General features: G+C 61.7%; 22 protein-coding genes and 1 riboswitch. Of the genes, 6 read left to right on the top strand and 16 right to left on the bottom strand.

The window, feature by feature from the left end; translation table 11 throughout:
- Positions 1 to 21: 21 nt before the first annotated feature.
- Positions 22 to 282, top strand: coding sequence for a hypothetical protein (locus ACIGEK_RS03745; protein WP_397492007.1), 261 nt, complete (start codon positions 22 to 24; stop codon positions 280 to 282).
- 543 nt (positions 283 to 825) lie between these two features.
- Here ACIGEK_RS03745 and ACIGEK_RS03740 read toward each other — a convergent pair.
- Positions 826 to 2,493, bottom strand: a complete 1,668-nt coding sequence (locus tag ACIGEK_RS03740) for a BCCT family transporter (protein WP_397492006.1) — start codon at positions 2,491 to 2,493, stop codon at positions 826 to 828.
- 273 nt (positions 2,494 to 2,766) lie between these two features.
- Between ACIGEK_RS03740 and ACIGEK_RS03735 the strand changes: the two genes are divergently transcribed.
- The gene (locus ACIGEK_RS03735) at positions 2,767 to 3,513 is read left to right on the top strand and encodes a substrate-binding periplasmic protein (RefSeq protein ID WP_397492005.1); all 747 of its coding nucleotides are present in this window, start codon (positions 2,767 to 2,769) and stop codon (positions 3,511 to 3,513) included.
- Here ACIGEK_RS03735 and ACIGEK_RS03730 read toward each other — a convergent pair.
- The 7 genes from ACIGEK_RS03730 to ACIGEK_RS03700 form a co-directional block, all read right to left on the bottom strand.
- A complete protein-coding gene (locus ACIGEK_RS03730; RefSeq protein WP_397492004.1) occupies positions 3,510 to 4,739 on the bottom strand; it encodes a PepSY-associated TM helix domain-containing protein in 1,230 nt (409 codons plus the stop codon). The genes ACIGEK_RS03735 and ACIGEK_RS03730 overlap by 4 nt on opposite strands.
- Positions 4,740 to 4,804: 65 nt before the next feature.
- Complete coding sequence (locus ACIGEK_RS03725) at positions 4,805 to 6,922, bottom strand: TonB-dependent siderophore receptor (protein WP_397492003.1); 2,118 nt, start codon at positions 6,920 to 6,922, stop codon at positions 4,805 to 4,807.
- A gap of 240 nt (positions 6,923 to 7,162) precedes the next feature.
- A complete protein-coding gene (locus tag ACIGEK_RS03720) occupies positions 7,163 to 7,678 on the bottom strand; it encodes a DUF3617 domain-containing protein (protein ID WP_397492002.1) in 516 nt (171 codons plus the stop codon).
- A gap of 46 nt (positions 7,679 to 7,724) precedes the next feature.
- Positions 7,725 to 8,225 carry a GNAT family N-acetyltransferase gene (locus ACIGEK_RS03715; RefSeq protein ID WP_397492001.1) on the bottom strand — a complete coding sequence of 167 codons (501 nt, stop codon included), beginning with the start codon at positions 8,223 to 8,225 and terminating at the stop codon, positions 7,725 to 7,727.
- A 130-nt stretch (positions 8,226 to 8,355) separates the two neighbouring features.
- Positions 8,356 to 8,778 (bottom strand): DUF1850 domain-containing protein, encoded by a 423-nt coding sequence (locus ACIGEK_RS03710; RefSeq protein WP_397492000.1) that lies wholly within the window; start codon positions 8,776 to 8,778, stop codon positions 8,356 to 8,358.
- Complete coding sequence (locus ACIGEK_RS03705) at positions 8,775 to 10,802, bottom strand: TRAP transporter permease (protein ID WP_397491999.1); 2,028 nt, start codon at positions 10,800 to 10,802, stop codon at positions 8,775 to 8,777. Before ACIGEK_RS03705 ends, ACIGEK_RS03710 begins: the two co-directional genes overlap by 4 nt.
- 155 nt (positions 10,803 to 10,957) lie before the next feature.
- On the bottom strand, positions 10,958 to 11,911 hold the full coding sequence (locus ACIGEK_RS03700) for a TAXI family TRAP transporter solute-binding subunit (RefSeq protein WP_397491998.1): 954 nt from the start codon (positions 11,909 to 11,911) through the stop codon (positions 10,958 to 10,960).
- Positions 11,912 to 12,511: 600 nt separating this feature from the next.
- Here ACIGEK_RS03700 and ACIGEK_RS03695 point away from each other — a divergent pair.
- Positions 12,512 to 14,203: an amidohydrolase gene (locus ACIGEK_RS03695; RefSeq protein ID WP_397491997.1), complete on the top strand. Its 1,692-nt coding sequence runs from the start codon at positions 12,512 to 12,514 to the stop codon at positions 14,201 to 14,203.
- Between the two features lie 3 nt (positions 14,204 to 14,206).
- On the opposite strand, the gene ACIGEK_RS03690 is transcribed toward ACIGEK_RS03695, so the two are convergent.
- The 8 genes from ACIGEK_RS03690 to cbiE all read right to left on the bottom strand — a co-directional run bounded on the left by ACIGEK_RS03690 (position 14,207) and on the right by cbiE (position 22,436).
- Positions 14,207 to 15,559: a sigma-54-dependent transcriptional regulator gene (locus ACIGEK_RS03690; protein WP_397491996.1), complete on the bottom strand. Its 1,353-nt coding sequence runs from the start codon at positions 15,557 to 15,559 to the stop codon at positions 14,207 to 14,209.
- Positions 15,560 to 15,696: 137 nt separating this feature from the next.
- Positions 15,697 to 17,451, bottom strand: coding sequence for an ATP-binding protein (locus ACIGEK_RS03685; RefSeq protein ID WP_397491995.1), 1,755 nt, complete (start codon positions 17,449 to 17,451; stop codon positions 15,697 to 15,699).
- Positions 17,452 to 17,508: 57 nt separating this feature from the next.
- Positions 17,509 to 18,297 (bottom strand): DUF2063 domain-containing protein, encoded by a 789-nt coding sequence (locus ACIGEK_RS03680; RefSeq protein ID WP_397491994.1) that lies wholly within the window; start codon positions 18,295 to 18,297, stop codon positions 17,509 to 17,511.
- Positions 18,288 to 19,133: a DUF692 domain-containing protein gene (locus tag ACIGEK_RS03675; protein ID WP_397491993.1), complete on the bottom strand. Its 846-nt coding sequence runs from the start codon at positions 19,131 to 19,133 to the stop codon at positions 18,288 to 18,290. The genes ACIGEK_RS03680 and ACIGEK_RS03675 overlap by 10 nt, the downstream gene beginning before the upstream one ends.
- A gap of 56 nt (positions 19,134 to 19,189) precedes the next feature.
- Positions 19,190 to 19,447, bottom strand: coding sequence for a hypothetical protein (locus tag ACIGEK_RS03670; RefSeq protein WP_397491992.1), 258 nt, complete (start codon positions 19,445 to 19,447; stop codon positions 19,190 to 19,192).
- A gap of 120 nt (positions 19,448 to 19,567) precedes the next feature.
- A complete protein-coding gene (locus ACIGEK_RS03665) occupies positions 19,568 to 20,269 on the bottom strand; it encodes a (2Fe-2S) ferredoxin domain-containing protein (RefSeq protein WP_397491991.1) in 702 nt (233 codons plus the stop codon).
- Between the two features lie 239 nt (positions 20,270 to 20,508).
- A complete protein-coding gene (locus ACIGEK_RS03660; RefSeq protein ID WP_397491990.1) occupies positions 20,509 to 21,237 on the bottom strand; it encodes a cobalt-precorrin-6A reductase in 729 nt (242 codons plus the stop codon).
- Positions 21,234 to 22,436 carry a precorrin-6y C5,15-methyltransferase (decarboxylating) subunit CbiE gene (gene cbiE / locus ACIGEK_RS03655; protein ID WP_397491989.1) on the bottom strand — a complete coding sequence of 401 codons (1,203 nt, stop codon included), beginning with the start codon at positions 22,434 to 22,436 and terminating at the stop codon, positions 21,234 to 21,236. The genes ACIGEK_RS03660 and cbiE overlap by 4 nt, the downstream gene beginning before the upstream one ends.
- Before the next feature lie 58 nt (positions 22,437 to 22,494).
- Positions 22,495 to 22,683, top strand: a riboswitch (cobalamin riboswitch).
- 95 nt (positions 22,684 to 22,778) lie between these two features.
- Between cbiE and cobG the strand changes: the two genes are divergently transcribed.
- From cobG to ACIGEK_RS03640, 3 genes are read left to right on the top strand one after another with little or no spacing between them, the layout of a single operon-like run.
- Positions 22,779 to 24,122, top strand: coding sequence for a precorrin-3B synthase (gene cobG / locus ACIGEK_RS03650; RefSeq protein WP_397491987.1), 1,344 nt, complete (start codon positions 22,779 to 22,781; stop codon positions 24,120 to 24,122).
- The gene (locus ACIGEK_RS03645; RefSeq protein WP_397491986.1) at positions 24,115 to 24,741 is read left to right on the top strand and encodes a precorrin-8X methylmutase; all 627 of its coding nucleotides are present in this window, start codon (positions 24,115 to 24,117) and stop codon (positions 24,739 to 24,741) included. Before cobG ends, ACIGEK_RS03645 begins: the two co-directional genes overlap by 8 nt.
- Complete coding sequence (locus tag ACIGEK_RS03640) at positions 24,738 to 25,490, top strand: precorrin-2 C(20)-methyltransferase (RefSeq protein WP_397491985.1); 753 nt, start codon at positions 24,738 to 24,740, stop codon at positions 25,488 to 25,490. The genes ACIGEK_RS03645 and ACIGEK_RS03640 overlap by 4 nt, the downstream gene beginning before the upstream one ends.
- Positions 25,491 to 25,610: the final 120 nt, after the last annotated feature.

The raw sequence follows: 25,610 nt of genomic DNA, 5'->3' as shown, positions 1-25,610 counted from the left end.
GTAATTCGAGGGTTGAGGGTTATGCCAAGGAACAGACGGGAATACGGTTTAAGCCCTGAAGACAGAGATTGGGTAATCAATAAAAAATTTGGCTCTATCTATCGAGAAAAGGCCGAAGAAATCCTACAAAAATCGACGGATAAATCAGACAAAGTTCTGGGCGCTATTCTGTTTCTGACCCAGCCAGGAAATCTGGATGATCTCGCGAGCAACGTAGACCTAGCGAATGAAAGCCTACAAAAGCTACTTGATGCAGCGACTGTAAAAGATGAGCGCACGTAAAGGAGGCCCTTAAGGGGCGGATTTATTTTTGTTCTGCGACAAGAAATAAACATGCTCTTTGCCACTCGTTTTAGGTTCAAAAAACAGTACTCCCAGCCGCGCGCCAAATACCCCCGTCAGGAGGGTGAACAGAATCGTTGCGGAAGGGGTTGAGCGGCATGGATGCCGCGAGAGCTGCGATGGGCCAAGGATGGCCCTTCGCAGCGGGCCCCTGGAGCAATGATGGCGTGACACGGAGCGAAGCGCAGTAACAGCCGCAGGCTGGCCCGGAGGGTGAGCGCAGCGAGTAACGTACCCTGCCGCAGGCAGGGCCGTATGCCGGGGCGTGTTTCTTTTGCTTACTTTTCTTTGCACGAGCAAAGAAAAGTAAGGCGCCCGAGGGGGCGCAACACAAGCCATCAGCACACACGCCGTAATGCCGAACATCGACGGCAAAGCAAAGCATCGCGGGCAAGCCCGCTCCTACAGGTGCCAGCCGGCACAAACGCCGGGCATAAAAAAGCGCGCCCGAAGGCGCGCTCTTGTGCGACTCAACAGCAATGGTTAGCGCGGTTCGCTCATCAAGCCTTTGACGATCGACACACAGCCCACCAACAACACAATGGTGAACGGCAAACCCGTCGATACCGCCATGGCCTGCAAGGCCACCAGCCCGCCGCCTAGCAGCAGGGCGATGGCGATGATGCCCTCGATCACCACCCAGAACACCCGCTGCGGCACGGGCGCGTTGACCTTGCCACCGGCGGTGATGGTATCGATCACCAGCGAGCCGGAGTCCGACGAGGTGACGAAGAACACGATCACCAGCAGGATGCCGATAAACGAGCTGATCTCTGCCAACGGCAGTTCCGCCAGCATGGCAAACAGCTTCAGCTCTAGCGCCGCGTCCTGCACGCCGGTAAAGCCATCGCCGACCAGCTGACTGATGCCAGTGCCACCAAACGCGGTCATCCACAGCACCGACACCAGCGACGGCACCAACAGCACGGCAATCAGAAACTCGCGCACGGTGCGGCCACGGCTGACGCGGGCGATAAACATGCCCACGAACGGCGACCAGCTGATCCACCAGGCCCAGTAGAAGGCCGTCCAGCCTTGGCTGAAGTTGGCGTCTTCACGGGCAATCGGGTTGGACAGCGCCGGCAGGTGCTGCAGGTACGCGCCAAGGTTGTCGAAGAAGCCAGTGAGGATGGCCAGGGTCGGCCCGGCGATGATGACGAACAGCAACAGCAGGATGGCCAGGCCCATGTTCAGCTCGGACAGGCGTTTGACGCCCTTGTCCAAACCCGCTAGCACCGACACCAGGGCGATGGCGGTGATGCCGATAATCAGCAGCACCTTGCTCGCGTCCGTAGCGGCGATGCCGAACAGTTTGTCCAGGCCGGCTGCTGCCTGTTCCGCGCCCAGGCCGAGGGAGGTGGCCAGGCCGAACAGGGTGGCGAACACCGCGAGGATGTCGATGATATGCCCCGGCCAGCCCCACACGCGCTCACCGAGAATCGGGTAGAAGATCGAGCGGATCGACAGCGGCAGGCCCTTGTTAAAGGAGAACAGCGCCAGCGCCAGGGCGACAATGGCGTAGATCGCCCAGGGGTGCAGGCCCCAGTGGAAGATGGTCGCAGCCATACCCAAACGCGCAGCGGCTTCAGCATCACCGGCCGCACCGCCCAATGGCGCCCAGTCGGTGCGCACACCGTCAGCACCGACGCTGACCCCGCCCATGGCGGATGAGAAGTGCGACATCGGCTCGGCCACGCCGTAGAACATCAGGCCGATACCCATACCAGCAGCGAACAGCATGGAGAACCAGCCGGCGTAGCTGTAGTCCGCGGTAGCGTCCTTGCCGCCGAGGCGCACCTTGCCCAGCGGCGAGACGATCAGGCCGAGGCAGAGCAGAACGAAGATATTGGCGGAGCCGAGGAAGAACCAAGCCAGGTTACTGGTAAGCCAGCCACGCATGGCGCTGAACAGCGGCTCGACCTGGTTTTGTAAGGCCAGGGTCAGTACCACAAACAGCACGATAGTAAGCGCCGAGATGGTGAAGACTTTGCCGTGAATGTCGAGGGCGAACGAGAACTGCCCTTTGATGTTGTCCTGACCGATGACGTAGTCGGTATCGATCAGATTTGCCTCGCCCGAAGGGGCGGGGATGCCGTCCAGAATTGCCGCTTCTGGTTGCGGGGTCGTGTCAGACGAAGGGTCTTTTTCCATATGGAATGCTCCTTTGGCGTGTGGCACGCATTACGCGCACGAGGACGGGATTGCCCTACTCGTACAGCCGCCAAACCGGCAGCTGCGGGGTACAGGGTAACAGCCATAGCCCTTGCGTGCAGGCGCAAAGCCAGTATTGGCGGCCATTGCAGCCATTTGACCGGCATTTTTTTGCGCAGCTGGTCAGATTTAATCCGCGTTAAAGCTCCCGTGTCGGCGGGCAATTGGCTATGGTTGGCCTAGACCATACAGTTATCGTGCGAGATGCCGTCGATGAGACTTCTGCTGCCTTTGCTGACATGCCTGTCACTCCAGCTGTTGTCGCCTGCACAGGCCGAGACTTTTAAGGTCGGGGTCGAGCTGCAGCCCTACTTGCCTTACTCCAACGTGCAGGATGGCGAATACCTGGGCTATGGCCGCGACCTGCTCGACGCCTTTGCGGCGCACCAGGGCCATGTATTTATTTACCAGCCGCTGCCAGTGCGCCGCCTGCTAAGCGACCTTCTCAATGACAGGGTGGATTTCAAATACCCGGACAACCCGCGTTGGAACGCCGACCAGAAGCAAGGCTATGCGCTGCATTACAGCCAGGCGGCGGCACCTGCCATCGATGGTGTGCTGGTCAAACCGCGGTTTCTCGGCCAGGGCAAAGAGCGACTGCTGCGCCTCGGTACGCAGCGCGGCTTTACCCCCTGGCCGTATCTGGGCGAGATCAATGCCGGCAAGATTATGCTGATCCAGGCCAACCAGATCGACTCGCTACTGGCGATGGCCATGAGCGACCGCGTCGACGGCGTTTACCTCAACCCGCAAGTGGTGCGTCATCAGCTGTATAACAATGCGGGAAGCGGCCTCGTGTTCGACCCCAAACTGCCCTATCAGGATGACCACTACTTCCTCTCGAGCATCAAGCACCCCGAGGTGATCGCCCAGTTCGACGCCTTCCTCACCAGCCAGGCCGAGTTGGTGCAATCGCTAAAGGACCGTCACGGCATCAGCGACCCGCTAAACGGCCATTAGGGCTGCTGCAATGCCTCCTGACCTGCCAAGCCAGGGCTCTGGCTACGGCGCTCACTTAACACCCGCGAGCGGCGCTTCTTCGCCCAGATCACCAGACCGGTCAGTGACAACATGGCCACTGCCAGCCCCAGCAACGAGACCAGGATGCGCCCTGGCAGACCGATGATGCGGCCGGAGTGCAGCGGGAACTGCGCCTGCAGGAAGATATCGCCCGCGCTGCCCGTGCCCGGCACATGTGCGCCGGCCAGTTCGCCGCTGCGGCTATCGACATACAACCATGGGTTGCCGAGACCAGCGTCACCATGGTCTTCACCCAACTCATAGAAGCCAACGCCGTAGACACCGAACTCCGCCGAGTGGAACAGAGCCGCTGCCGGCGCTTGCCAACCCAAGCGCTGCGCCTCGGCCGCCGCCACGGCAACCACCTGACGACGGTCGAGCAGCGGCACCACCTGCTCGTCCAGGGTCACCGGGGTACGGCTGGCAAAGGGGCTCGGCGTCAGCGGTGAGAACAGCTCTACCAGCGGCCGTACTACCTGACGCTCAAGGTTCATCGACACCGAGGTCACCGCTAACGTCAGCAGTAGTAGCCAGAGCCACACGCCGCCGGAACGGTGCAGGTCGAAATGCAGCTTGTAGCCACCCTGCTTCCAGCGAAAGGCGAACGACTTGCGCCAGCCCCGCGCACTGGGGAATGACAGCCACAGTGCGACGAGACAGTCCAGACACCAGATGATCGCCACCACACCGAACAGCCAGATACCCAGCTCCACGCCAAAACCGTCTGGGATATGCAGGCTGTAGTGCAGCTTGTAGAGAAACGGCAGCAGGTTCTCGCGGCTTAGCGAGATCGCGCCCCACATGCGCTGCCCCTGCACCTCCCCCGTCACGGGGTCGAGGCCAAGCTGATTGAACCCCAGCTCATACGCCTTGCCAGTGGCCGGATCGACCCGCGGATCGACGAACATACCCACGGCATGTCCCGGCTCCAGTGCCAACGGCATAAAGCTCACCTGCAGACGCGGGTCGCGCGCCTCCAGGGCATCGGCGAGCACCAGCGGGTCCTGCCCAACGCCCGCGCTGCGCGCATCAAACAGCTGCGGGTTAAGCCATTCATCAATCTCGTGATCCCAAGAGATCACCGCCCCGGTCAGCCCGGCAACGAAGAGAAACAGCGCGATAAACAGGCCAAACCAACGGTGTAACAGTACCAATGAGGCACGCATGGGCTATCTCGTCACGGTAAGTGGCAACATGCCGGCCGCCTCTGCGGCGCCGGCATGGCAGCTTTCTAGTAGTTCCAGCTGACCGTCATGCTGGCGTTGCGCGGGGCCGCGTAGAAGCCCTGCTCCCAATACAAACTGGAGAGGTACTTCTCGTTGGTGAGGTTGTTGAGGTTGGCCGACACACTCCAATTCGGGTCGATGTCGTAGGCCGCCATCAAACCCACCACGGCGTAGTCGTCTTGTTCGATCCGTCCGCCGCTACCATCGGCCAGACTAATCGAGCGGTAGATATCGTCCTGCCAGCTCAGGTTCGCCCCCACTTTTAACTGTGGGTGTTGCGGAATGCGGTAGACGGTGGAGGCACGCAGCATGTGTTTCGGTGCGTAGGTGCGGCCATGACTATGGTCCGCATTCTGAATATCGACGTAGGTGTAGCCGCCCATCACCTGCAGACCCGGCAGCACTTCCCCGGACACTTCCACCTCATAGCCTTCGCTCAAGTAATCCGCTCCGTCATAGAGCTGCTTACCGCTAACCGGATCGAAGCGAAGGGACTCCGCGACGTTGGACTGCTTGGTCTTAAACACGGCAGCCGAAACGTTCAACTTGCCGTCGAGCAGCTCACCCTTGATGCCGAGCTCGTAGTTTTCGCCTTCGATAGGGTCGAGACGCTGACGATCAGCGCCCTCTTCCTTCTGCGGGTTAAATATCTCGGTGTAACTGGCGTAGACCGAGTACTCATCGCTCAGGTCATAGACCAGACCGGCGTAAGGCAGGATCGTATCGTTCTTGCGCTTGCGGTCGTTGCCGTAGGAGAAACCCTCGGTCTTGAGGGTTATGGCGCGGGCGCCGGCGATGAAGGTCAGCTCGTCAGTGAGGCTAAAGCGCGCCGCCGAGTAGAGGCTCTTCTGCTGGTCTTCATACTCACCGCCATCTGAGCTTCCCCATACCGTCGGCTTGGGGAAAGCACCGTTATAGATTTGCTCCGACGATACGGCGACAGATTTTTTCGGAATATAGCGCGACAGCTCTTCCACCTTAGACTTGTACCAATTAGCACCTAACACCAGCTCATGCTCGCGGCCCGCCAGGCTGAATGGACCGCCGATCGAAACATCAGCGATCCACTGGTGGAAGTCTGCTGAGTACTGCGATGGGTACCCGAAGAGCCCGTCACCCGTCAGCGCATTCGGGGTGCCAAATACGTAGAACAGCTCCGAGTCGCTTTGCTTCTTCACATAGGTGACGTTGCCCTTGGCCTGCCAGCCGTTGGCGAAGTTGTGGGTCAGTTCGGTGAAGGTGCGTTGCTCTTGGTTGTTCCACCACGACCAGTCAGCAGCAGTACTGGTTGAACGCGACAGTTGGGTCGGTTTGCCAACCGAATCGAACAACGGCAGCGCACCCCACAACGGGCTATTGGCGTTGTTCTTATCCAGGCTATAACCAACGGAAAACAGCGTGTCGGGGTTCAGATCGGCTTCAAGCACGCCGTAGAACACATTGACCTCACGCGAGTAACGATCAAGGTAGGAGTTCTTGTTTTCGTGGGCGTAGACCGCTCGGCCGCGGATATTGCCCTCGTCAGTCAGCGCACCGGAGACGTCGGCCTGAATGCGCCGTTCATCCCATGAGCCGGCAGTCAGATCGACACGCACCTGAGGCTTAAAGGTCGGGCGTTTACGTACGAAATTGACGGTAGCGGACGGATTGCCGCTGCCACTCATCAGGCCGTTGGCACCACGCAGAACCTCGATACGTTCAAAGGGCGCGAGATCAATAGCACCATCCTGACCGCCGGAAGAAAACGGAATACCCACACCATCGAACTGGAAGTTGGTGATATCGAAACCGCGTGAGGTGAAGTAGGTGCGGTCAGTCTCGATTTCCTCGACGGTAATGCCGGGAGTAAATTTCAGTACGTCGTTGATGCTGTTGAGCTGGAAATCATCAATCTGCGCACGGGTGATAGTCGACATCGACTGCGGTGTCTGCCGTGGCGTCAGATCCAACTTGGTGGCGGCGCTGCTGGGTTGCGACTTGTAGTTGTCTGGCTGAGCGTCTGCAGTGCTACCAACTACGGTCTGGGCATCGAGTTGCACCGCAGCATCTTCAGCGGCCAGAACATGGTTGCAACTGCAGACGGCGGCGATGGCCACGGCAAGACGGGTCTTTCTGGACAACACAGGACTCTCCCCAATGCGAGTATCGAATGCCCTGCAGGGTCGTCCTTGCGTGCAGGAAGCGTTTAGCAGCACACGCAAATCGGCAAGTCGAACGACCGATGCAAATGCTAATAATTATCGATAGGATTTTCGCAGCAGTTCCCGCCCTCGTCAACGTAAATGAGCTTTATTATCATTTGCAAAAAATGGCAAGCGAGTTCTATAAACCCCAGATGCCTGCTTACCGAACCAGTACCCGCGTTAAGGGCGCTGCAACGCTCCGCAATCGGCCGCCACCCAGCGCGCATGGCTTTGCATGCTGCTGCTCTGGCCGTCGAAGGTGCCGTTGACCGTTGAAGTGAACTCTTTGTCGCTGACAAAGCGCGTCTCGCCTTCGCCCTGGCCGTTGGGGCAGTTGAAGCGGAACTTCCACAACTCGGCGCTGCGTTCAGTCACTTCATTGCTGCAGCCGGAATCAGGGTCCTGCATGGGGATCTGCTGGGCCTTGATCTGCGCTTCGCTCATGCAGATGCGCACGCCCTTGTCACCCAGTTGCACACCCTGCTGGGCCATCATCTGCTCCATCATCTGGCGCTGCTCGGGCGGCAGATTTTTCATCTGCTCAAGCATCACCTCCATCCCCGGCACCGCCTGGCCACCGACCTGCATATTGTTCGAGCTGATCTCCCAGAGGCCGGGCTGAATGTCCACCGCGCTGGCCAGGGCAGGCAGCAAGCAGAGGCTGAGTAACAAAGGTTTGCTAAGGGCGCGGCGCATGATCGGCTCCTGAAGTAAGTAAACGACCCTGCAAGCGTAGACCCTGTTATGAAGCGTCCGCCTCGACCTCTTCACGATAGATGCGCAGGCCGCGAGCCTGATAGTTGGCCAGCGCGCTGGGGTGGTCGAGGCTGCAGGTATGCACCCAGACCTTGGTGGTACCTGGCCAGGCCCAGGCGGACTGCAGCGCATGGGTCAGCAGCGGGCCGCCAAAGCCCTGACCGAAGAAGGCCTCGGCCAGGCCGAAGTAGAGAATTTCCACCACGCCGTCGACATCGCGCAGCAGCTCGTAATAGCCGGAGATGACGCCCTGGTGATAAGCCACCCAGGTGCGGTGATTGGGCTGCTCGATCAGCTCGCGCCACTGCGCGTCCGTCCAGCTGAGTTTGTCGGTCCACTGCCAGGGCTCGCCAACCAGCTGGTAGAGAAAGCGGTTGAGCTGAAACTGCTTGAGCTGGCATTCCACCACGCTCAGGTCGGCCGGCAACGGCTTGGCGCGGATCTGCTCGAGGTGCTGCATGTCCAGGTAATAGGTGATGGTGCTCATAACATCCTGCTTGTCAGTCAATTGCTGAAGCTAACCGTTACTGCAAACGAACAAAACCCCCACCGGCTGGGCCAAATGGGGGTTCTCCTCTACAACAACCTGGGCTTGTGGCCCGGGAGCGGACGCGGGGTTAGCCGTCGTCCTGGCCTGCCGCCGAGGCGGCTGGGGAGCTTTGCTCACAGCTCCAGAGTTCCAACGCCGGCTGGGTCGCTTGTGGCGGGCCAAGCCATTCACTCATCGAGTGGCAACGCTGGTTGAAACACAGTTGATAATCCCCTGCCTCGGGGGTTCGCCCCAAACGCAGTGGTTGCAAGGGTGGAAGCTGACGCTGGTAATGCCAGCTGCCCTCGCGCAGTTCGGCGCCGTCTGGAATCTCCATACCGGCCCCGGAACCCTTTACCCGCGCCTCGCCGAGCAACAAACCCTCAGGCATCACGCGGTAATCCTCTTCCCAACGAATCTTCTCGATGGTGTGTGTCCAGGCCAGGGTAAAGCTGGGCGCGGGCACTTCTGCCCACACCGCGCCCGCCAAGCCCAGGCACAAACCAATCATGCAGTGGCCACCTGCGCATTACGTGCACGCCACAGGTGCTGGGCAATGAACACGGCGGCCAGAGCAAAGCCGATCTCATCACTCATGGGCGTCGCCAGAATCAGGCTGGCACCGGCGGCAAAGCCCAGTGCACGCTCCCACCACGGCATTTTGATCTGCAGGTAGCCGGTAAAGATCGCGCCCCAGATACCGATGGCCAGTGCGGCCTTGAACACCACATAAAGCGTCGCCAACAGGCTATCGCCCTGCAGCATCAACGCAGGCTCGTACACCGCCATAAACGGCACGATAAACCCGGCCACAGCAATGCGAATGGCCCACAGGCTGATCTTTAGCCCGCTCTCCTTGGCGATAGGCGCCGCGGCAAAACAGGCCAGCGCCACCGGCGGGGTGAGGTCGGCCATGATGCCGAAATAGAACACGAACATGTGTGACACGATCAGCGGCACACCCAACTCCAGCAGCGCTGGCGCAGCAATCGAGCTGGTAATGATGTAGTTGGGAATGGTCGGAATACCCATGCCCAAAACCAGACACGTAAGCATGGTGAGGATCAGCGAGAGGAACAGGTTGTCCTGGCCGATAGCCAGAATGTAACCGGCAAAGGTCGACGCCACGCCCGTCAGCGAGACCACGCCAATAATCACCCCGACCAGGGCGCAGGCAATGCCCACCGGTACCGCATGGCGTGCGCCTTCTACCAAGGCGTGCAGGCAGATGACCAGCGTGTCGCGGCCGCCCTTGATAAACCAGCAGATCGCCACCAACAGCGCCACCACGCCAAACACCACCGCGATACCCAGCTGGAAGAAGCCGGCGCAAAGCACGCCCAGGGCGATCCAGAAGGCAAAGCGCATGACCTTGGACGACACCCGCAGGATGATTGCCGAGCCAAGAATCACAATGGCCGTCAGGGCCAGGCCAACCATCCCGGAGAACAGCGGCGTGCGCCCGGAGAACAGCAGGTAGATCAGAATCAGCAGCGGAATCAGCAGGTACCAGCGCTGCTTGATCGCCGCCCAGGGATTCGGACACTGGTCCTTCGGCAGCCCGCGCAGGTTGGCGCGCTTGGCTTCCAGATGCACCATCCAGAACACCGAGCCGAAATACAGCAGCGCCGGAATCAGTGCCGCTTTGGCCACTTCAAAAAACGGTACGTTGATGGTCTCGGCCATGATGAACGCCACCGCGCCCATGATCGGCGGCATGATCTGGCTGCCCATCGAGGACGTCGCCTCAACACCACCAGCAAACGCCGACTTGTAGCCAAAGCGCTTCATCAAAGGGATGGTGAACTGGCCAGTGGTGACCACGTTGGCCACACCGGAGCCGGTGATGGTACCCATCAGTGCCGACGACACCACGGAAACCTTGGCCGGGCCGCCAAGCTTGTGGCCGAACAGACCCATGGCGAAATCGGTGAACAGCTTGATCATCCCGGCCTGTTCGAGAAACGCGCCAAACAGGATGAACAGGAAGATATAGGTGGCCGAGACATAGGTCGGCGTGCCGTACAGCCCTTCGGTGCCGAAGGCCAGTTGGTTGACGATCTGGTCGATGTCATAACCACGGTGCATCAGGTCGCCCGGCAGGTATTGGCCAAACAGGCCATACGCCAGAAACAGTGCGCAAATCAGCGGCAGGGCGATGCCCATGACGCGGCGCGCGGCCTCGAATACCAGGACGATCAACAGCAAGCCAATCACCATATCGCTCTGGGTCAAATCACCGGAACGCTGGATCAGGTCGGCCTCGAAATACCACTGGTAGAAGGCCGTGGCCATGCCCGCCAAACCCAACAGCCAGGCCATTGGTTGCCAGGGACGCTCTTTGCCCCGCAGCGGAAAACTGAGAAACACCACCATCAACAGAAAACCCACGTGCACGGCACGCAGAATCTGGCTGGATACCGGGTGAAAGGCAGCGGTGGTGATCTGGAAAATCGAAAACAGCAGCGCGACATAAAACAGCGCTTTCGGCCACTCACTAGGACTGGCAGCGAGGCCTTGGTTTTGGTCACTCATGGAGCGGATGCCCTCGTTACAACGTCGATAGCACAAGAGTCGCCAACAAAACCTGCCGTGACGGCCACGCCGGTTTTATTCGCAGCTCTAGCGCGTGTCTGCAGAGGTTGGCGCTGCGCACAGCGCCAACCTACACCTGCAACCCTTCAGCAGCCTTACAGCGCGCCGACTTCTTTGTAATAACGCTCAGCACCTGGATGCAGCGGGATTGGCAGGTTCTTCGCAGCACTTTCCAGCTTGATGTCCTTGGCAGCGGAATGGGCATTGCCCAGGCGCTCAAGGTTTTCAAACATCAGTTTGGTCATCTGATAGGCAACTTCTTCAGACACACCGTCATGGCTAACCAGGATATTGGTGATGGCCACAGTCGGCACATCTGCATCCTGACCGTCATACGTACCGGCAGGGATCGACGCTGGCTGGTAAGCCGCGTTGCCGATCTTGGCAGTAACCTCAGCCGGTACCGAGACGAAGGTGATTGGCAGGGTGGCTGCCAGGTCACGAATCGCGGCCATGCCCAGACCCGAAGATTGCAGGGTGGCATCCAGCTGGCGGTTCTTGATCAGCTCGACCGACTCGGCGTACGGCAGGAACTCGACCTTGGCCATGTCTTCATAGCTCAGGCCTGCGGCCTTGAAGATGGCGCGAGCGTTGAGCTCGGTGCCGGACTTCGGTGCACCTACGGAGATGGTCTTGCCTTTGAGGTCCGCCAGGGTCTTGATCCCGGACTCCTTGCTGGCCACGATCTGGATGTAGTTCGGGTAAGTACCGGCAATCGCGCGCAGTTTGCTCAGCGGCGCCTTGAAGCCGGCTTCTTCCACACCATTCCAGGCATCAGCCACGGAATCGCCCAGCGCCAGCGCCAGCTCACCACGACCGGCTTGCAGCAGGTTGAGGTTTTCCACCGAGGCTTTGGTCGCCTGTACCGAGGTCTTCGAGCCTTCAATACCGTTGCTGTAAAGCTGCGACAAACCGACACCGATTGGGTAGTACACACCACTGGTGCCGCCGGTGAGGATGTTGATAAAGGTCGGTGCTGCCAATGCTGCGGTGCTGGCGGTAAAGGCTGCGGCAGCAGCAAATAGGCTGAATCGTTTGGTCATTCGCATGGAAGAAACTCCGTCGTTGTTATGGCTTTATGCAGAGGTTTTCACTGTAGACGCTGCGCGCCACCCAGGCGGCGATGCAGCGCCGGGACTAACGCAATGGCGAAAAGGAGCAGAAGCTCACGCGCGACCTGAGCCGAGCGCACAAGAGATGGGCGGTTGATGCCGGACGCGGCGAGCGCGCAAATGATGCTGGGCAGTACATGGGATTCACCTCTTGTCTTTCTTATGTGTGCCTAGGCAAGCGAGTGCCTGGCTAACAAGAGCTATAGCAGATGCCGTGCCAGTGAAAGAAAAGCCCGCGCTAGAGCGGTTTCATCACAACGTACGGCAATCTTAACCGCGACAACAAGCGGAATTCCGCCAATGCCGAAAAACCTATAGGCGGAAAACAGCCGATTCACATACCCATTGGTCAACGGCAGTGCTCACGCGTTTATAGGCCTTTTCTGCCAGATCATCGCCCTTCTTGGCCATTTCCACGGTTCGCGGCCAGCGATAACGCTCAAGTCACTAGGATGGCTGAGCACAACCTCGTCACTCGTGAGTAAGCCCCCAGCCGATGCCTGAAGAACCAGCATGGCTGACCAAGGAAATACGCCCATGCCCAGGTTTGGCCTGCTGTACCTGAATCGTCTCTTCGTTCTCTGCGCGCTGTTAACTGGCTGCTCAGCTGATGATGGCCCGGACCTGATCCTGCACGGCGGCAACGTGCTGACCGTCAACCCGCAGGACCAGATGGTCGAAGCACTTGCCGTACGTAATGGAGTGATCCAAGCCGTTGGCAGCGACACGACGATACTGGCCCTGCAAACCGCCCGTACCGAGGTCATCGACCTGCAGGGCAGAAGCGTATTGCCCGGCTTTATCGCCGCCCATGAGCATCCGACCCTGAGCGCGGTGTTTAACGGTGCAGCGGACCTTTCTGGCTTTACTCATACGCGCAACGCGGATGTCTGGGCGGCTCTGAAACAGGCCGTGGCCAACGCTGAAAAAGGTGATTGGGTGTATGCCGGCGGAATCGACCCAATCCTCACCCCAGACCTGGACGTACCCATGCGCCAGACACTGGACCAGATCGCCCCGGATAACCCGGTGTTACTGGTGTCACAAACCCTGCACTCGTTCTGGGCCAACTCCCGCGCCTTTGCCGAGGCTGGCATCGACAAGAACACTCCCGACCCGGGTGATGGCGCCTACTACCAGCGTGACAATAGCGGCGAGCTAACCGGCTTTATCGCGGAAAACGGTGCCGCACAGCCGCTTCTGCACGAGCTTAAATCACCCTGGAAGCTGCTTGACCGCTATGAAGCCGTGCTCGACAACCTAGTGGCCAACGGCTTCACCTCGGTCGCCTCACTGGGCTTCAACGTCCCACCGCTGATGGCGCGCTTTGTCTCCTCGGATAACCTGCAACCGCGTATCCGCCAGTTCTTTTATCTGGTCGAAGATGAACTGAAATATCTGCCCGAGAAACCCGATTACGACGATCCTTATTTCCGTGTACTCGGCGTCAAACTCTGGCACGACGGCTCGCCCTACACCGGCAGCATGTTCACCACCTCACCCTACCTCGCCAGCCCACTGGCCAGCAGCCTGGGTATCACTGCGGGCAGCCATGGCGAGGCGATGTTCAGTCAGGCCGAGATGCAGGCAAAAATTCAGCGTTACACGGCAGACGGCTGGCAAGTCGCGATCCACAGCCAGGGCGACGCTTCAGCACGCGCCGTGACTCAGGTGATCAAGACGGCAGGCCCACTTACCGGCCAGCTGCCGGTGTTGCGGTTGGAGCATGGTGTGGAGTTGCCTGTGGACAGAATTGCACCGCTGGCCAAAATGGGCGTGAGCGCGTCCTTCCACATCAATCACATTCTGTACTACGGCGACGCCCTGGAAGACTCGATCATCGGTTCGCGCATGGCACAGCAGGTATTGCCGGTGCGCAGCGCCTTCGAGCAGGGCATGCGCCCGACCCTGCATGCTGACAGCCCAATGTTTCCAGCCACCCCGTTCAGCCTGATGCAAACAGCGATCACCCGCACCACCAGCTCCGGGCGCACACTCAACGCGGCCGAGGCCATCGATATTCACCAAGCGCTGCGGGCAATGACCATCAACGGTGCCTATCAATTACGTATCGAAGCACAGACCGGCAGCCTCGAGCCAGGCAAGTGGGCTGACCTGTTGATCGTCGACAAAAACCCCTACCAGGTCGCGACCACCGACCTGCAAAAGATCAAGGTGCAGGCGGTATACCTGGCCGGACAGCGTAAGTACGCGAATAGCGACGAGTAGGCCCTACTCTTCGTCGCTGCTGCCGGCCGGCCGGTAGCTGCTGCGCTGCAGACCGTGACGCTGCATTTTCTCGTTGAGGGTGCGGCGCGGCAGCTGCAGCAGGGCCATGACCTCGGTGATATTGCCCTGACAGTGCTGCAGCGCGCGGTGCAGGCACTGCGCTTCGAAGGCTTCCATCTGCTCGGCCAGCGACTGCACCGGCAAATCGTCCGCGGTGTCTGTTGCGCCACCCAGACCCAGGGCGTGGCGCTCAGCGGCGTTAATCAGCTCGCGCACGTTGCCCGGCCAGTCATGCGCCAGCAAACGGGTCAACTCACTCGGTGCCAGGCTCGGCGTATCTCGGCCATGGCGTTGCGCGGCCTGGTTGGCGAAGTGTTCGAACAGCAGCGGAATGTCTTCACGGCGTTCGCGCAGCGGCGGAATGCGTAAGGTGGCGACGTTCAAGCGGTAATACAGGTCCTCACGAAAACGCCCGGCCTTGACCTCATCGAGCAGGTCCGGCTTGACCGCGCTGATCACCCGCAGATCGACCTGAATGCTGCGATTGGAGCCAAGGCGCTCCAGGGTTTTCTCCTGCAACACGCGCAGTAATTTGACCTGCTGGGCCAGCGGCAAGCTTTCCACTTCATCGAGAAACAGGGTGCCGCCGTCGGCATGCTCAATGCGTCCGATGCGCTTGCTTTGCGCGCCGGTAAAGGCACCGCTTTCATGGCCGAACAGTTCACTCTCGAACAGGTGCTCGGGAATTGCCGCGCAGTTCAGCGCGACAAACGGCTTGCTAGCGCGGTTACTGAAATCATGCAGGCAGCGCGCGACCCGCTCCTTACCGCTGCCGGTGTCGCCACGCAGAAGGATGTTCACCGAGGTGCCCGCCAGCTCGAGGATCTGCCGGCGCAGGGTTTCCATCGGCCGCGAGACGCCGAGTAGCTGCGCTTCGATATGGTCCTTGAGGGCGAACTGCTGACGCAGCTGACGGTTCTCGCAGACCAAGCGGCGCTTATCCAACGCACGGCGCACGCTGTCGAGTAGGCGCTCAGGGGTGAAGGGCTTCTCGATAAAGTCGTAGGCGCCCTGACGCAAGGCCTGCACCGCCATCGGCACGTCGCCATGCCCGGTGATCAGAATCACCGGCAGGTCGCGGTCGCGCTCCAGCACACTGTCGAGCAGCTGCAAGCCATCAGTGCCGGGCATGCGCACGTCGCTGATGATGATGCCGGGGTAGTCACGGTCGACCAGCGCCAACGCAGCCTGCGCCGTCGCACAACTCTGCACGCTGAAGCCGGACAGCTCCAGCCACTGTTGCACGGCTTCGCGGATTGCCGCTTCGTCATCGACGACTATTACGTGCCCCGTCATACAACCTCCTGATCAATCGGCGGCAGTGTAACGCCTCGGTATTTTTGTAGGGTGGATCGGGGCACGGAGCTGGCGCTTTATCCGTCCACCAACGCGGGTCCATGGTGGATAAAAAGAGCGTTATCCACCCTACATGGTTAAGTATTTGGCGCTGCCGGCAGGCGCAGGGTAAACACCGCGCCCTGCTCACCATTCGCCGCCTCCAGGTTGCCGCCCAGTTCGCGGACGATGCCGTAAGACACTGCCAGGCCAAGACCCAAACCCGCGCCCACCGGTTTAGTGGTAAAGAACGGTTCGAACACATGACCCAACACATCAGCCGCAATCCCGCCGCCGCTGTCGGCGATGCTCAGCAGGCACTGCTCGCCTTGGCGCTCGATACGAATCTGCAACTGCCGCGACTCGACAGATGCCATGGCATCCAGGGCATTGTTGAGGAGATTGAGTAGCACCTGTTCCAGGCGAATCGCATCGCCTAAGACCCGTGCATCGGTGTCGATCTCACTGTGCAGCTGTACCTGCTCGCTGCGCAGACGCGGCGCCAGCAGCTGCAAGGCCTGCTCCAGTACATCACTCAGTCGCAGCCGTTCGCTAAGGCCAGCCGGGCTTTTGCGCGCGAAGGTTTTCAGGTGACCGGTAAGGCCGGCGATGCGTTGCAGCAAGCCATCGATACGCTGCAAGCCTTCACGCACATCGTCCTGGCGGCCGCTGTCGAGCAGCAGGCGCAAGCTGCCCAGCTGCATCTGCATGGCGGTCAGCGGCTGGTTGATTTCATGAGCCATGGCCGCTGACATCTGCCCGAGCGCCGCCATCTTCGCCGCGTGCACCAACCCTTCCTGCGCCTCACGCAGTTCGGCGGTGCGCAGCGCCACTTCACGCTCCAGGCGCTCACGGATGCCCGCTTGCAGGCGCTGGTTCTTGCGTCGCTGGGCCAGGTAAAGCAGCAGAAAGGCCAGAGTCATCCACACCCCAGCGGCTGCCAGGCGGTAGCTGCGCACGCTATCAACCAGGGTTTTCGGTTCATGCAGCAGGTGCAGGGTCCAGCCTTCGTCGTCCAGGGGCTGGCGTTGCCAGAGGTAATCACGCGAACCATCCGGGCCGTCGACACGGCGCCACTGACTGTCGCTATCAATCTCTCGGCGCAATGTGCTGGAGAGCGGCTTCAGCGCCTGTTCCGCGTACTTGCGTACTTCCACCAGCTCGGCGCGGGCCTGTTCGCTCAACCCATCAAGAGCAAGAAAACGCCAGACCGGACGATTACTGAGGATCACCACCGAGTAGCTATCAGCCACCAGCAGCACGCCGGGTTGGCTGGCCCATTCGCGCTGCAGCTCTTCCAGCTCCAGCTTGACCACCAGCACGCCGAGCACCACGCCGTTGTCATCGCGCACCGCATGGGAAAGGAAATAACCGGGAATGCCGGTGGTTACCCCCACCGCGAAATAGCGCCCGGAGGACTGGCGCACAGCATCCTGAAAATACGGGCGGAAGGCGTAGTTGTTGCCGACGAAACTGCTCCAGTCGCGCCAGTTGCTGGCCACCAGGGTTTCGCCCTTGGCATTGAGCAGATAGAGCACATTGGAGCCGGCGGCCGTATTGAGCTGTTCCAGACGCTCATTGAGTTTGCTGCGCAGTAGGCTGTCCGTCGGCGCACGCAGCAGCGACTTGATATCGCTGTCCAGCGCCAGCACCTCGGGCACCGAGCGAAAGCGTTCGACCAGGGTGTGGATCGACTGTGCATACAGCTGCAACTGCCCGCGCGCCTCCAGGCTACGCTCCTGCCAGGCGCGCTGCTCGGCATAGCGCCCGGCCAGCCAGATACTCACCAACAGGCCGAGCAGAATCAGCAAGACGATCAGGGCAACGCGGTAACGCAGCAAAAAGGCAGGCATGCACGGCTCGCAACGAGGCAGAGCCGGCATGGTAAGGCAAAAACCTGGTGGTGCGGGTTAGCCCGTAGGATGTCGTTTCAGCAAGCCGTCGCTTAGCCACTGGCGCAGCCAGGTCACAGCCTGCACGGGGGCCTGCTCACCCAGTTCACTGAGTTGCGCGCACAATTCGGCAAAGCTCCAGCCCTGCTGGGTCATGCCCTGCAACGCTGCAGCTTCATCAGTCGCCAGGCTGCGGTAGCGGGTAATCAACTGTTCACGCCAGATCAGGCAGACCTCGCCCTCGCTTAAGAGCTGGCTACCGGGGAACTCGCCCTGCTCCTTACACGCGCGCCAAATCGCCAGGCTGTTATGCCGGCACTCACGCCACTGCACGCTGGGCAGCAGGCGTACCTGCAGGGGCGGCCAGTCTTCGGCGGGCAGTTCGGCCATCTGCGTCAGGCTCAAGGGCGGGGCGTCGACGGCATCAAACGCCAAGGTAAACGCCCACTCCAGCCGCGCCAGCTCACTCAGCGGCGCAGCCTGGGCCGGCACCAGATAGCCGTCGATAAAGTCCGCCAGCTGCGCACCGAGCCACCGCAAGCTGAAGTGCTGCGACGGATGGGCGCTGAGATAGGCCAACGCCAGGGCATCGAACTCCTCGTCACCGAGCCAGTCATGCACGGCCGGGTAATCACCGCGCAACGCCTCCAACAGCCGCGCACGGTAGGCATTGTGGTAAATCGCCAAGCCCTGCTCGGCACTCAACGCCGCACTGCCCAACAGACTCGCCTGCAGCGCCGGGTTCGGCTGGGCATCGGGATTGAGCAGGTAGGCCTGCACCTCGTGCTGCCAGTCACTCAGGCGCATCGTGCAGTCCCTTGAAGTGCTTCGGTAGCCACCTGACGGGCCTTGTTCAGCTCGCCGAGCAACTCGTCCAGATCCGGGAAATGGTCATCGCGCTCCAGCAGCGTGGACACCGGGCCAAGGTGCTGCAAGGTGCGTTGGTAGAGCTGCCAGACCGGATCGCTGACCGGCTGATCGTGGGTATCGATCAGGTAGTTGCCATAATCGCTGTGGCCCGCCAAGTGCAGCTGACGAATACGCTGCTTGGGCAGGCTGCTGATAAATTCCCAGGCATCGAAACCATGGTTGCGTGCACTGACGTAGACATTGTTGACGTCGAGCAACAGCTCGCAGCCGCTCAGCTCGCTCAGCGCAGCGAGAAACTGCCATTCGCTGAATTGATCATCGGCGCAGCGCAGGTAGCTGGAGACGTTTTCCAGCACCAGCGGCCGCTCGATCACGTCCTGCACCTGGCGCACGCGTGCGGCCACATGCTGCAGGCTTTCTTCGGTATAGGGCAGCGGCAGCAGGTCGTGCAGCTGGTGGGCATTGCCCCGGCTCCAGCACAGATGATCGGAGATCCAGGCGGGTTGCACCCGTTGCGCGAGGTGTTTGAGCCGGCGCAGGTAATCGCGATCCAGCTCGTGCGGCCCGCCAATCGATAGCGACACACCATGCATCACCAGCGGGTACTGCTCGCCGATGGCATCCAAAAAGTAGAGGGCTTTACCACCCTCTACCAGGTAATTTTCCGAGACGATCTCAAACCAGTCGATCGCCGGGCGTTGTTCGAGAATGGCTTGGTAGTAGGTACTGCGTAAACCCAGGCCAAAACCCAAGCTGTCTTGTCCAGCATTCATCTAGGGTTCCTCATGCAGTGATGCGGGGCCGCCGCTGTCCGGCCGCCCCGATTCACTTATTCGCCGACTTTACCACCAGCGTTATTGCACTCGGCCAGGGTCATGGACTTGAAGCCGTGGCCTTTGCAGGCTGCCTGACCTTTACAGCTGTTCTCAGCGGTCTTGCAGTCGTTCTGACCTTTGCACGAAGTCACGCCGTAGCAGTGCACAACAGCCTCTTCAGCAACTACAACAGTGCTGGTCAGGCTAGCAAACAAGGAAGCAGCAGCGAAGGCGATAGCAGCACCAGCAGCAGCGGTAGATTTCATAGTCATGTGCGTATCCTCAGGTGATCTTGATTGGCCGGGCGAAAGGTTTTTGCGTGCCGGCATTCAACTAGAGCGACGAGATGTTCTGGCGTTACACAGGCCATGAAAATAAATAGCAACGCGCACTCAGCCCTGATCGATGCGCAGCTCGGGCACCGCACGTCCGGCCACCAGACGCTCGTCGACCAGGCGAATCACCGCAGCCTCGTCACGGATACCGAACCACTCGCCCTGTGGATAAAGGCTCGCAGTCGGCCCCATATCGCAGGGGAACTGACATTGGCTGCGGGTGATATGCACCCCGCCCTCGCACTCCAGCTTGCCGGCAGCCTTGAGACGCTGACGCAGGGTTTTCCACAGGCCCAGCGCGCCCTTGCGTGTGCAGCGCGGACCGTTGCACAGCAGCAGACGCTGGGCGTGCGGCGGAATGTGCGACCAGGCGTGCTGCGCCGGCACGGCGGACACATCACCGCAGGCCGTATGCAGTGCTGTACGCTCAAGCAGCGCGGCCAGGCCATCGAGCCAGGCATCTTCCATCGCCGTGCAGACCACAAACACCGACGCGCCATCAGTGCGCTCGGCGATCTGCTCACGTAGCCAATCACGGTGAGCAGCATCGGCACGCGGTTCCAGATCCACCACCAGCAATGGGCGCGGCGACTCATCCAGGGCCAGCCAGAACGGCTGCAGATCCTGCTCGCTGTCATGCACATGCGCCTCGCCCACCAGCGCCTCGACGCGCTGGCGCAAACGCTCAGCCGACGCACCACGGCTGAGGCCTGGGCCAATAAACAGAATGCGAGCGTAAGGGGAAACGGGCGTGGTCATGGCGGCCTCCAAAGCGGGGCGGCAGTCTAACAGGGGATTTTTTGCTCGGGTGGCGGGGCATCAGATTCCAGATGGTGCCCACGCTCTGAGTGGGCACCTGCGCTTACAACGCTCCGCGTCGTGCCTGACGTAGTTGAACTCTGCGCAACCGTGGTGGACGCAGAGCGTCCTGGGCTGAATTCCCACGCGGAGCGTGAGGAACAATCTGTGACTTGTGGGGCTTTAGCCGCGACGACCGCTCAGACCAATCGCCGCTCTAGCGCCTCCCACAGGGCATCTGGCTGCAGAAACTCGCGATCAACCGCTGGCAACTCGGGCCGACGCAGCAGCAATACAGGCAAACTCAGTTCACGCGCCACCTGCAACTTGGGCTCGGTGGACTGGCTGCCGCTGTTCTTGCTGATCAGCACATCCGTGCCCAGGCGAGCGAATAACGCACGCTCGCCGTGCAGATCGAACGGCCCGCGCGCGCCGATAATCTCCGCACGCGGCACGGCTTGCTGCTCCGTCAGGCAGCGCACGGTCCAGTGCTGATGCAGGGGAATCTCGTGCAGGTGTTCCAGCGGCTCACGGCCAAGGGTAAACAGCGGCCGGCGGAACTCGTCTAGCGCGGCAATCAGTCCGGTCCAATCGTCCACCTCGCACCAGTCATCCCCTGCGCCGGCCTGCCAACCGGGACGGCGCAGCGCCCAGCAGACGATCCCGCTCAGTTCGGCGGCGCGGGCGGCGTTGGTGCTGATCTGCGCAGCGTAGGGGTGGGTCAGGTCGAGCAGCAGTTCGATGCCCTGTTCGCGGATATACCCCGCCAAACCTTCTGCCCCGCCGAAACCGCCAACGCGCACCTGACAGGGCAAGTCATCCGGCACCCGGCCCAGCCCGGCCAGGCTGTAGATAGTTTCGGGGCTTAAACGGCGCGCCAGGCGCAACGCCTCGGTGGTGCCGCCGAGCAGCAGAATGCGCGGACTCACGGCTTGCGTACTTCCAGCAGAGTTATCGGCAAGGCGCTGCGCCAGGTGTCGAAACCGCCCAGCGGCTGCGCCTGGGCCACGCTGATGCGGGTCAGCTCGCCGCCCACCTGTTCACGCCAGGCCACCAGCGCCGCTTCACTTTGCAGGGTCACGGCATTGGCCACCAGGCGGCCGCCCGGCTTGAGGTTGGCCCAGCACTGCTCCAGCACACCGGGGATGGTCACCCCACCGCCGATAAAAATCGCATCCGGCGCAGCCAAGCCGCTCAGCACTTCGGGGGCACGGCCGGCGACCAGTTGCAGGCCAGGCACGCCGAGGGCGTCGCGATTGTGCTGGATATGCGCCTGACGGCCGGCATCGGCCTCGATGGCAAGCGCCCGGCAGCTGGTATGCGCGCGCATCCACTCGATGCCGATGGAGCCGCAGCCAGCGCCGACATCCCAGAGCAGCTCGCCGGGTTGCGGCGCCAGCCGCGCCAGGGTGATGGCGCGCACATCACGCTTGGTCAGCTGACCGTCGTGCCGATAGGCGTCGTCCGGCAAACCCGGCGTCAGCGGCAGCAAGCGCGCCTCAGCGCCAGCCTCGCACTCGATTGCCAACAGATTGAGATCAGCAGCGCGCGGCAATGCCCAGTCACTGGCCAGGCCATCAATCCGCCGTTCCTGAGCGCCGCTCAGGTGCTCCAGCACGGTCAGCCGGCTCGGGCCAAAACCGCGTTCACGCAGCAACTCGGCCACGGCCGCCGGGCTGTCGCCGTCATTGCTCAACAGCAGCAGCCGCGCGCCAGGGAAGAGCTGTGCCTGCAACGCCGCCAACGGCCGCGCCACCAGCGACAGCACCGTCACGTCCTGCAGCGGCCAGCCCAGACGGGCGGCGGCCAGCGACACCGACGAGGGTGCGGAAAACACCCGCAACTCATCCGTCGGCAGCTGCCGCGCCAGGCTCGCGCCAACCCCATAGAACAGCGGGTCGCCGCTGGCCAGCACGCACACCGGCGTACCGCGCCGCGCCAACACCGGCTCCAGGCTGAAGGGGCTGGGCCACAGTTCGTGCTGCCCCGGCAGATCGCTGGGCAACAGCGCCAGCTGCCGTGGGCTGCCAACAATCCACTGCGCCTCACCCAGCGCCAGCCGCGCCGCCTCACCCAGGTCGGCATAGCCGTCTTCACCTATCCCCACCAGGGTTAACCAGGCCGTCATACCTACTCCTCTGCGCCCGCCCGACGAGCAAGGGTGTCTGCACGTCAAACAAAGCGGGCATAATAGCGCCTTCGTCGGTGCCCGCCGCCATTGTGCATAGGGCCTAAGAGGGAACACGGTTAAACCGTGGCTGCCCCCGCAACTGTAAACAGCGAGTCTGCCGCAACTGTGCCACTGGGTAACCGGGAAGGCCGCGGCAGATAAAGACCTGTCAGCCAGGAGACCTGCCGACGACGCTAGTCGCGAGTGCCAACATCGGGCGGGGTGTACCGATGCCATGAAATCCCCTGTGGGCGGATTTCGCTGGTTCGGTCGCCGCGTCTTTGTTGCTGGTGACCCTTTTTGCGCAACCGTCCAACCTCCGCCGACCTGCCCGACCCACGTCCTAGCGCGTGTCCCGGCCTGCTGCGTATCGTTCCGGCGCTGGACGGTGGCATCTGTCGGGTCAAGCTGGCCGGCGGCGTACTCAACAGCTCCCAGGCACGCGCCATCGCCGAGGCGGCCGAACACTGCGCCAGCGGTGTGCTGGAGCTGACCAACCGCAGCAATCTGCAGATTCGTGGCGTGTTGCCCGGCCAGCAAGCCGAGTTGATCGAGCGCCTGCTCGCCGCAGGCCTGGGCCCCAGCAACCCGGCCGCCGACGATGTGCGCAACCTGCTATTTAGCCCCGCCGCCGGCCTCGATCCGCACGCCCTGCTCGACACCCGCCCGCTGGCCGCCGCATTGCTCGACCTGCTGCAAACCACCCCGACGCTGCATGGGCTGTCGGCCAAGTTCGCCCTGCAGCTGGACGGCGGCGAAGCCCTGACTATGCTCGAACACCCCCACGATATCTGGCTTAGCGCCCTGCCCGGATCGCCGGCCCGATTGGCCTTTGGCTTGGCCGGTTGCCCGAGTGACAAGCCACTGGGTGTGATCGACGCAGAGCAAGTCGTGCAGCTAATCGAGCTACTGCTCAGGCTGTTTCTCAACTTGGCCGGAAGCGAACATAGCCGGATGCGCCAGCTGCTCGCCGTGACTCCAGCCCGCCAGCTGCTGCAACAGCTACAGGCGCAACTGCCCTTCGCCCTGCAAGCGGCCCCACTCGGTTGGCAGCGCACCTCGATCCACCCACATCCAGCACTCGGCATTTATCCACAGCAGCAGGCCGGCCTGTGCATGATTGCAGCCAGCGCGCGCCTGGGCCGGATCAACGCCGCGCAGCTGCGCGCCCTGGCCGAGCTGGCTGAGCACTACGGCGATGCCAGCCTGCGCCTGACGCCCTGGCAGGGTCTGCTGCTGCCGAATATCCCAGAGCACTCGGCAGGCACACTGCTGCACGCGCTGGCCGAACTCGGCCTGCTCACTGACGCGCAGGAACCGCTTAGCAATCTGATCGCCTGCACCGGCTCAGCCGCCTGCGCCAAGGGCCTAGCCGACAGCAAAGTCGACGCCTTGCTGCTCGCCAAGCACCTGCGCGCCAGCACAGCGCGGCCGCAGGTGCATCTCAGCGCCTGCCCGCGCTCCTGCGCCGCCGCGCATACCGCGCCCTTTACGCTGCTGGCCAGCAGCGCCGGGCATTACCAGCTTTATCAACGCACGCCCGAGGCGGCCGGTTTCGGCCAAATGCTGGCCAGCGCCATAACGATCGACGAGGCCGGCGACTGGTTCGCCGCCCACTGCACAACAGGAAACAGCGATGCTTGAGTACATCCGCGACGGCCAGGAAATCTACCGCCAGTCCTTCGCCACCATCCGCGCCGAGGCTGACCTGTCGGCGATACCGGCTGATCTGGAAAAGCTCGCCGTGCGCGTTATCCACGCCTGCGGCATGGTCGATGTGGTGCAGGACCTGCGCTTCTCCCCCGGGGCCGGTGCAGCCGGCCGCGCCGCGCTGGCCAAGGGCGCGCCGATTCTCTGCGATGCGCGGATGGTCGCCGAAGGCATCACCCGCCCGCGCCTGACCGCCAATAACCCGGTGATCTGCACCCTGCAAAACGACGGCGTGATTGAGCAGGCCCGCGCACTGGGTAATACCCGTTCGGCAGTCGCATTGGAACATTGGCGCGAGCATCTGCAAGGCAGCGTGGTGGTGATCGGCAACGCCCCAACCGCGCTGTTCTACCTGCTGGAAATGCTCGACGCCGGCGCGCCAAAACCGGCGTTGATTATCGGCATGCCGGTGGGCTTTATCGGCGCGGCGGAATCCAAGGACGCCCTGGCCGCCGACAGCCGTGGCGTGCCTTATGTAATAGTCCGTGGTCGACGTGGCGGCAGCGCCATGGCGGTGGCGGCGGTCAACGCCCTGGCCACGGAGGTGGAGTGATGAGTGTGCAAAAAGGCCGCCTACTCGGCATCGGTGTTGGCCCCGGTGACCCCGAGCTGATCACCCTCAAGGCCTTGCGCCTGCTGCAATCGGCAGCGGTGGTCGGCTACTTTGTGGCCAAGGCCAAAGCCAACAACGGCCAGGGCGGCAACGCCTTCGGCATCATCGAACAGCACCTCACCGACGCCCAGCAGCGACTGCCGCTGGTGTACCCGGTGACCACGGAAAAGCTCGCCGCGCCGCTGAGTTATGAAGATGTGATCAGCGACTTCTACGACACCTGCACGGTGCAGATCGCCGCCCGGCTCGACGCCGGCTTTGATGTGGCAGTGATCTGCGAAGGCGACCCGTTCTTCTACGGCTCCTACATGTACCTGCACGACCGCCTGGCCGGCCAGTACGACGTGGAAGTGGTGCCCGGCGTGTGCTCCATGCTCGGCTGCGCCTCGGTGCTCGGCACCCCGCTGGTGTACCGCAATCAGAGCTTGAGCGTGCTTTCCGGCGTGCTGCCCGAAGACGAACTCAAGCAGCGCCTGCACAGCGCCGAAGCCGCCGTGATCATGAAGCTGGGGCGCAACTTCGAGAAAGTCCGCCGCGTGCTGCAGGAGCTGGGTATCGACCAGCGTGCCCATTACGTCGAACGCGCGACCATGGGCAACCAGCGAATCGTACCGCTGGATGAAGTAGAGCCGATGTCCTCGCCGTACTTCTCGATGATCGTGATCCCCGGCGAAAAATGGCGCGGTTGATCCCGAGGTGAAAACCGTAGGGTGGATGACGCTTCACCCATCCACCAATTGCGATGGTGGATGAAAAAGCGTCATCCACCCTACCCACTGATCGCGGCCAAGGCCGCTCCTACGCCAACC

Origin of the sequence: Pseudomonas sp. NPDC079086 (assembly GCF_044542155.1) — a bacterium.
Lineage (GTDB): Bacteria > Pseudomonadota > Gammaproteobacteria > Pseudomonadales > Pseudomonadaceae > Aquipseudomonas.
This window is presented reverse-complemented; position numbering and strand designations above follow the sequence as displayed.

What these genes read in the sequence shown, in the direction of transcription:
- ACIGEK_RS03745 (WP_397492007.1), top strand. Translation starts at nt 22, where the DNA reads ATGCCAAGGAACAGACGGGAATACGGTTTAAGCCCTGAAGACAGAGAT.
- ACIGEK_RS03740 (WP_397492006.1), bottom strand. Translation starts at nt 2,493, where the DNA reads ATGGAAAAAGACCCTTCGTCTGACACGACCCCGCAACCAGAAGCGGCA.
- ACIGEK_RS03735 (WP_397492005.1), top strand. Translation starts at nt 2,767, where the DNA reads ATGAGACTTCTGCTGCCTTTGCTGACATGCCTGTCACTCCAGCTGTTG.
- ACIGEK_RS03730 (WP_397492004.1), bottom strand. Translation starts at nt 4,739, where the DNA reads ATGCGTGCCTCATTGGTACTGTTACACCGTTGGTTTGGCCTGTTTATC.
- ACIGEK_RS03720 (WP_397492002.1), bottom strand. Translation starts at nt 7,678, where the DNA reads ATGCGCCGCGCCCTTAGCAAACCTTTGTTACTCAGCCTCTGCTTGCTG.
- ACIGEK_RS03715 (WP_397492001.1), bottom strand. Translation starts at nt 8,225, where the DNA reads ATGAGCACCATCACCTATTACCTGGACATGCAGCACCTCGAGCAGATC.
- ACIGEK_RS03710 (WP_397492000.1), bottom strand. Translation starts at nt 8,778, where the DNA reads ATGATTGGTTTGTGCCTGGGCTTGGCGGGCGCGGTGTGGGCAGAAGTG.
- ACIGEK_RS03705 (WP_397491999.1), bottom strand. Translation starts at nt 10,802, where the DNA reads ATGAGTGACCAAAACCAAGGCCTCGCTGCCAGTCCTAGTGAGTGGCCG.
- ACIGEK_RS03700 (WP_397491998.1), bottom strand. Translation starts at nt 11,911, where the DNA reads ATGCGAATGACCAAACGATTCAGCCTATTTGCTGCTGCCGCAGCCTTT.
- ACIGEK_RS03695 (WP_397491997.1), top strand. Translation starts at nt 12,512, where the DNA reads ATGCCCAGGTTTGGCCTGCTGTACCTGAATCGTCTCTTCGTTCTCTGC.
- ACIGEK_RS03690 (WP_397491996.1), bottom strand. Translation starts at nt 15,559, where the DNA reads ATGACGGGGCACGTAATAGTCGTCGATGACGAAGCGGCAATCCGCGAA.
- ACIGEK_RS03685 (WP_397491995.1), bottom strand. Translation starts at nt 17,451, where the DNA reads ATGCCTGCCTTTTTGCTGCGTTACCGCGTTGCCCTGATCGTCTTGCTG.
- ACIGEK_RS03680 (WP_397491994.1), bottom strand. Translation starts at nt 18,297, where the DNA reads ATGCGCCTGAGTGACTGGCAGCACGAGGTGCAGGCCTACCTGCTCAAT.
- ACIGEK_RS03675 (WP_397491993.1), bottom strand. Translation starts at nt 19,133, where the DNA reads ATGAATGCTGGACAAGACAGCTTGGGTTTTGGCCTGGGTTTACGCAGT.
- ACIGEK_RS03670 (WP_397491992.1), bottom strand. Translation starts at nt 19,447, where the DNA reads ATGACTATGAAATCTACCGCTGCTGCTGGTGCTGCTATCGCCTTCGCT.
- ACIGEK_RS03665 (WP_397491991.1), bottom strand. Translation starts at nt 20,269, where the DNA reads ATGACCACGCCCGTTTCCCCTTACGCTCGCATTCTGTTTATTGGCCCA.
- cbiE (WP_397491989.1), bottom strand. Translation starts at nt 22,436, where the DNA reads ATGACGGCCTGGTTAACCCTGGTGGGGATAGGTGAAGACGGCTATGCC.
- ACIGEK_RS03645 (WP_397491986.1), top strand. Translation starts at nt 24,115, where the DNA reads ATGCTTGAGTACATCCGCGACGGCCAGGAAATCTACCGCCAGTCCTTC.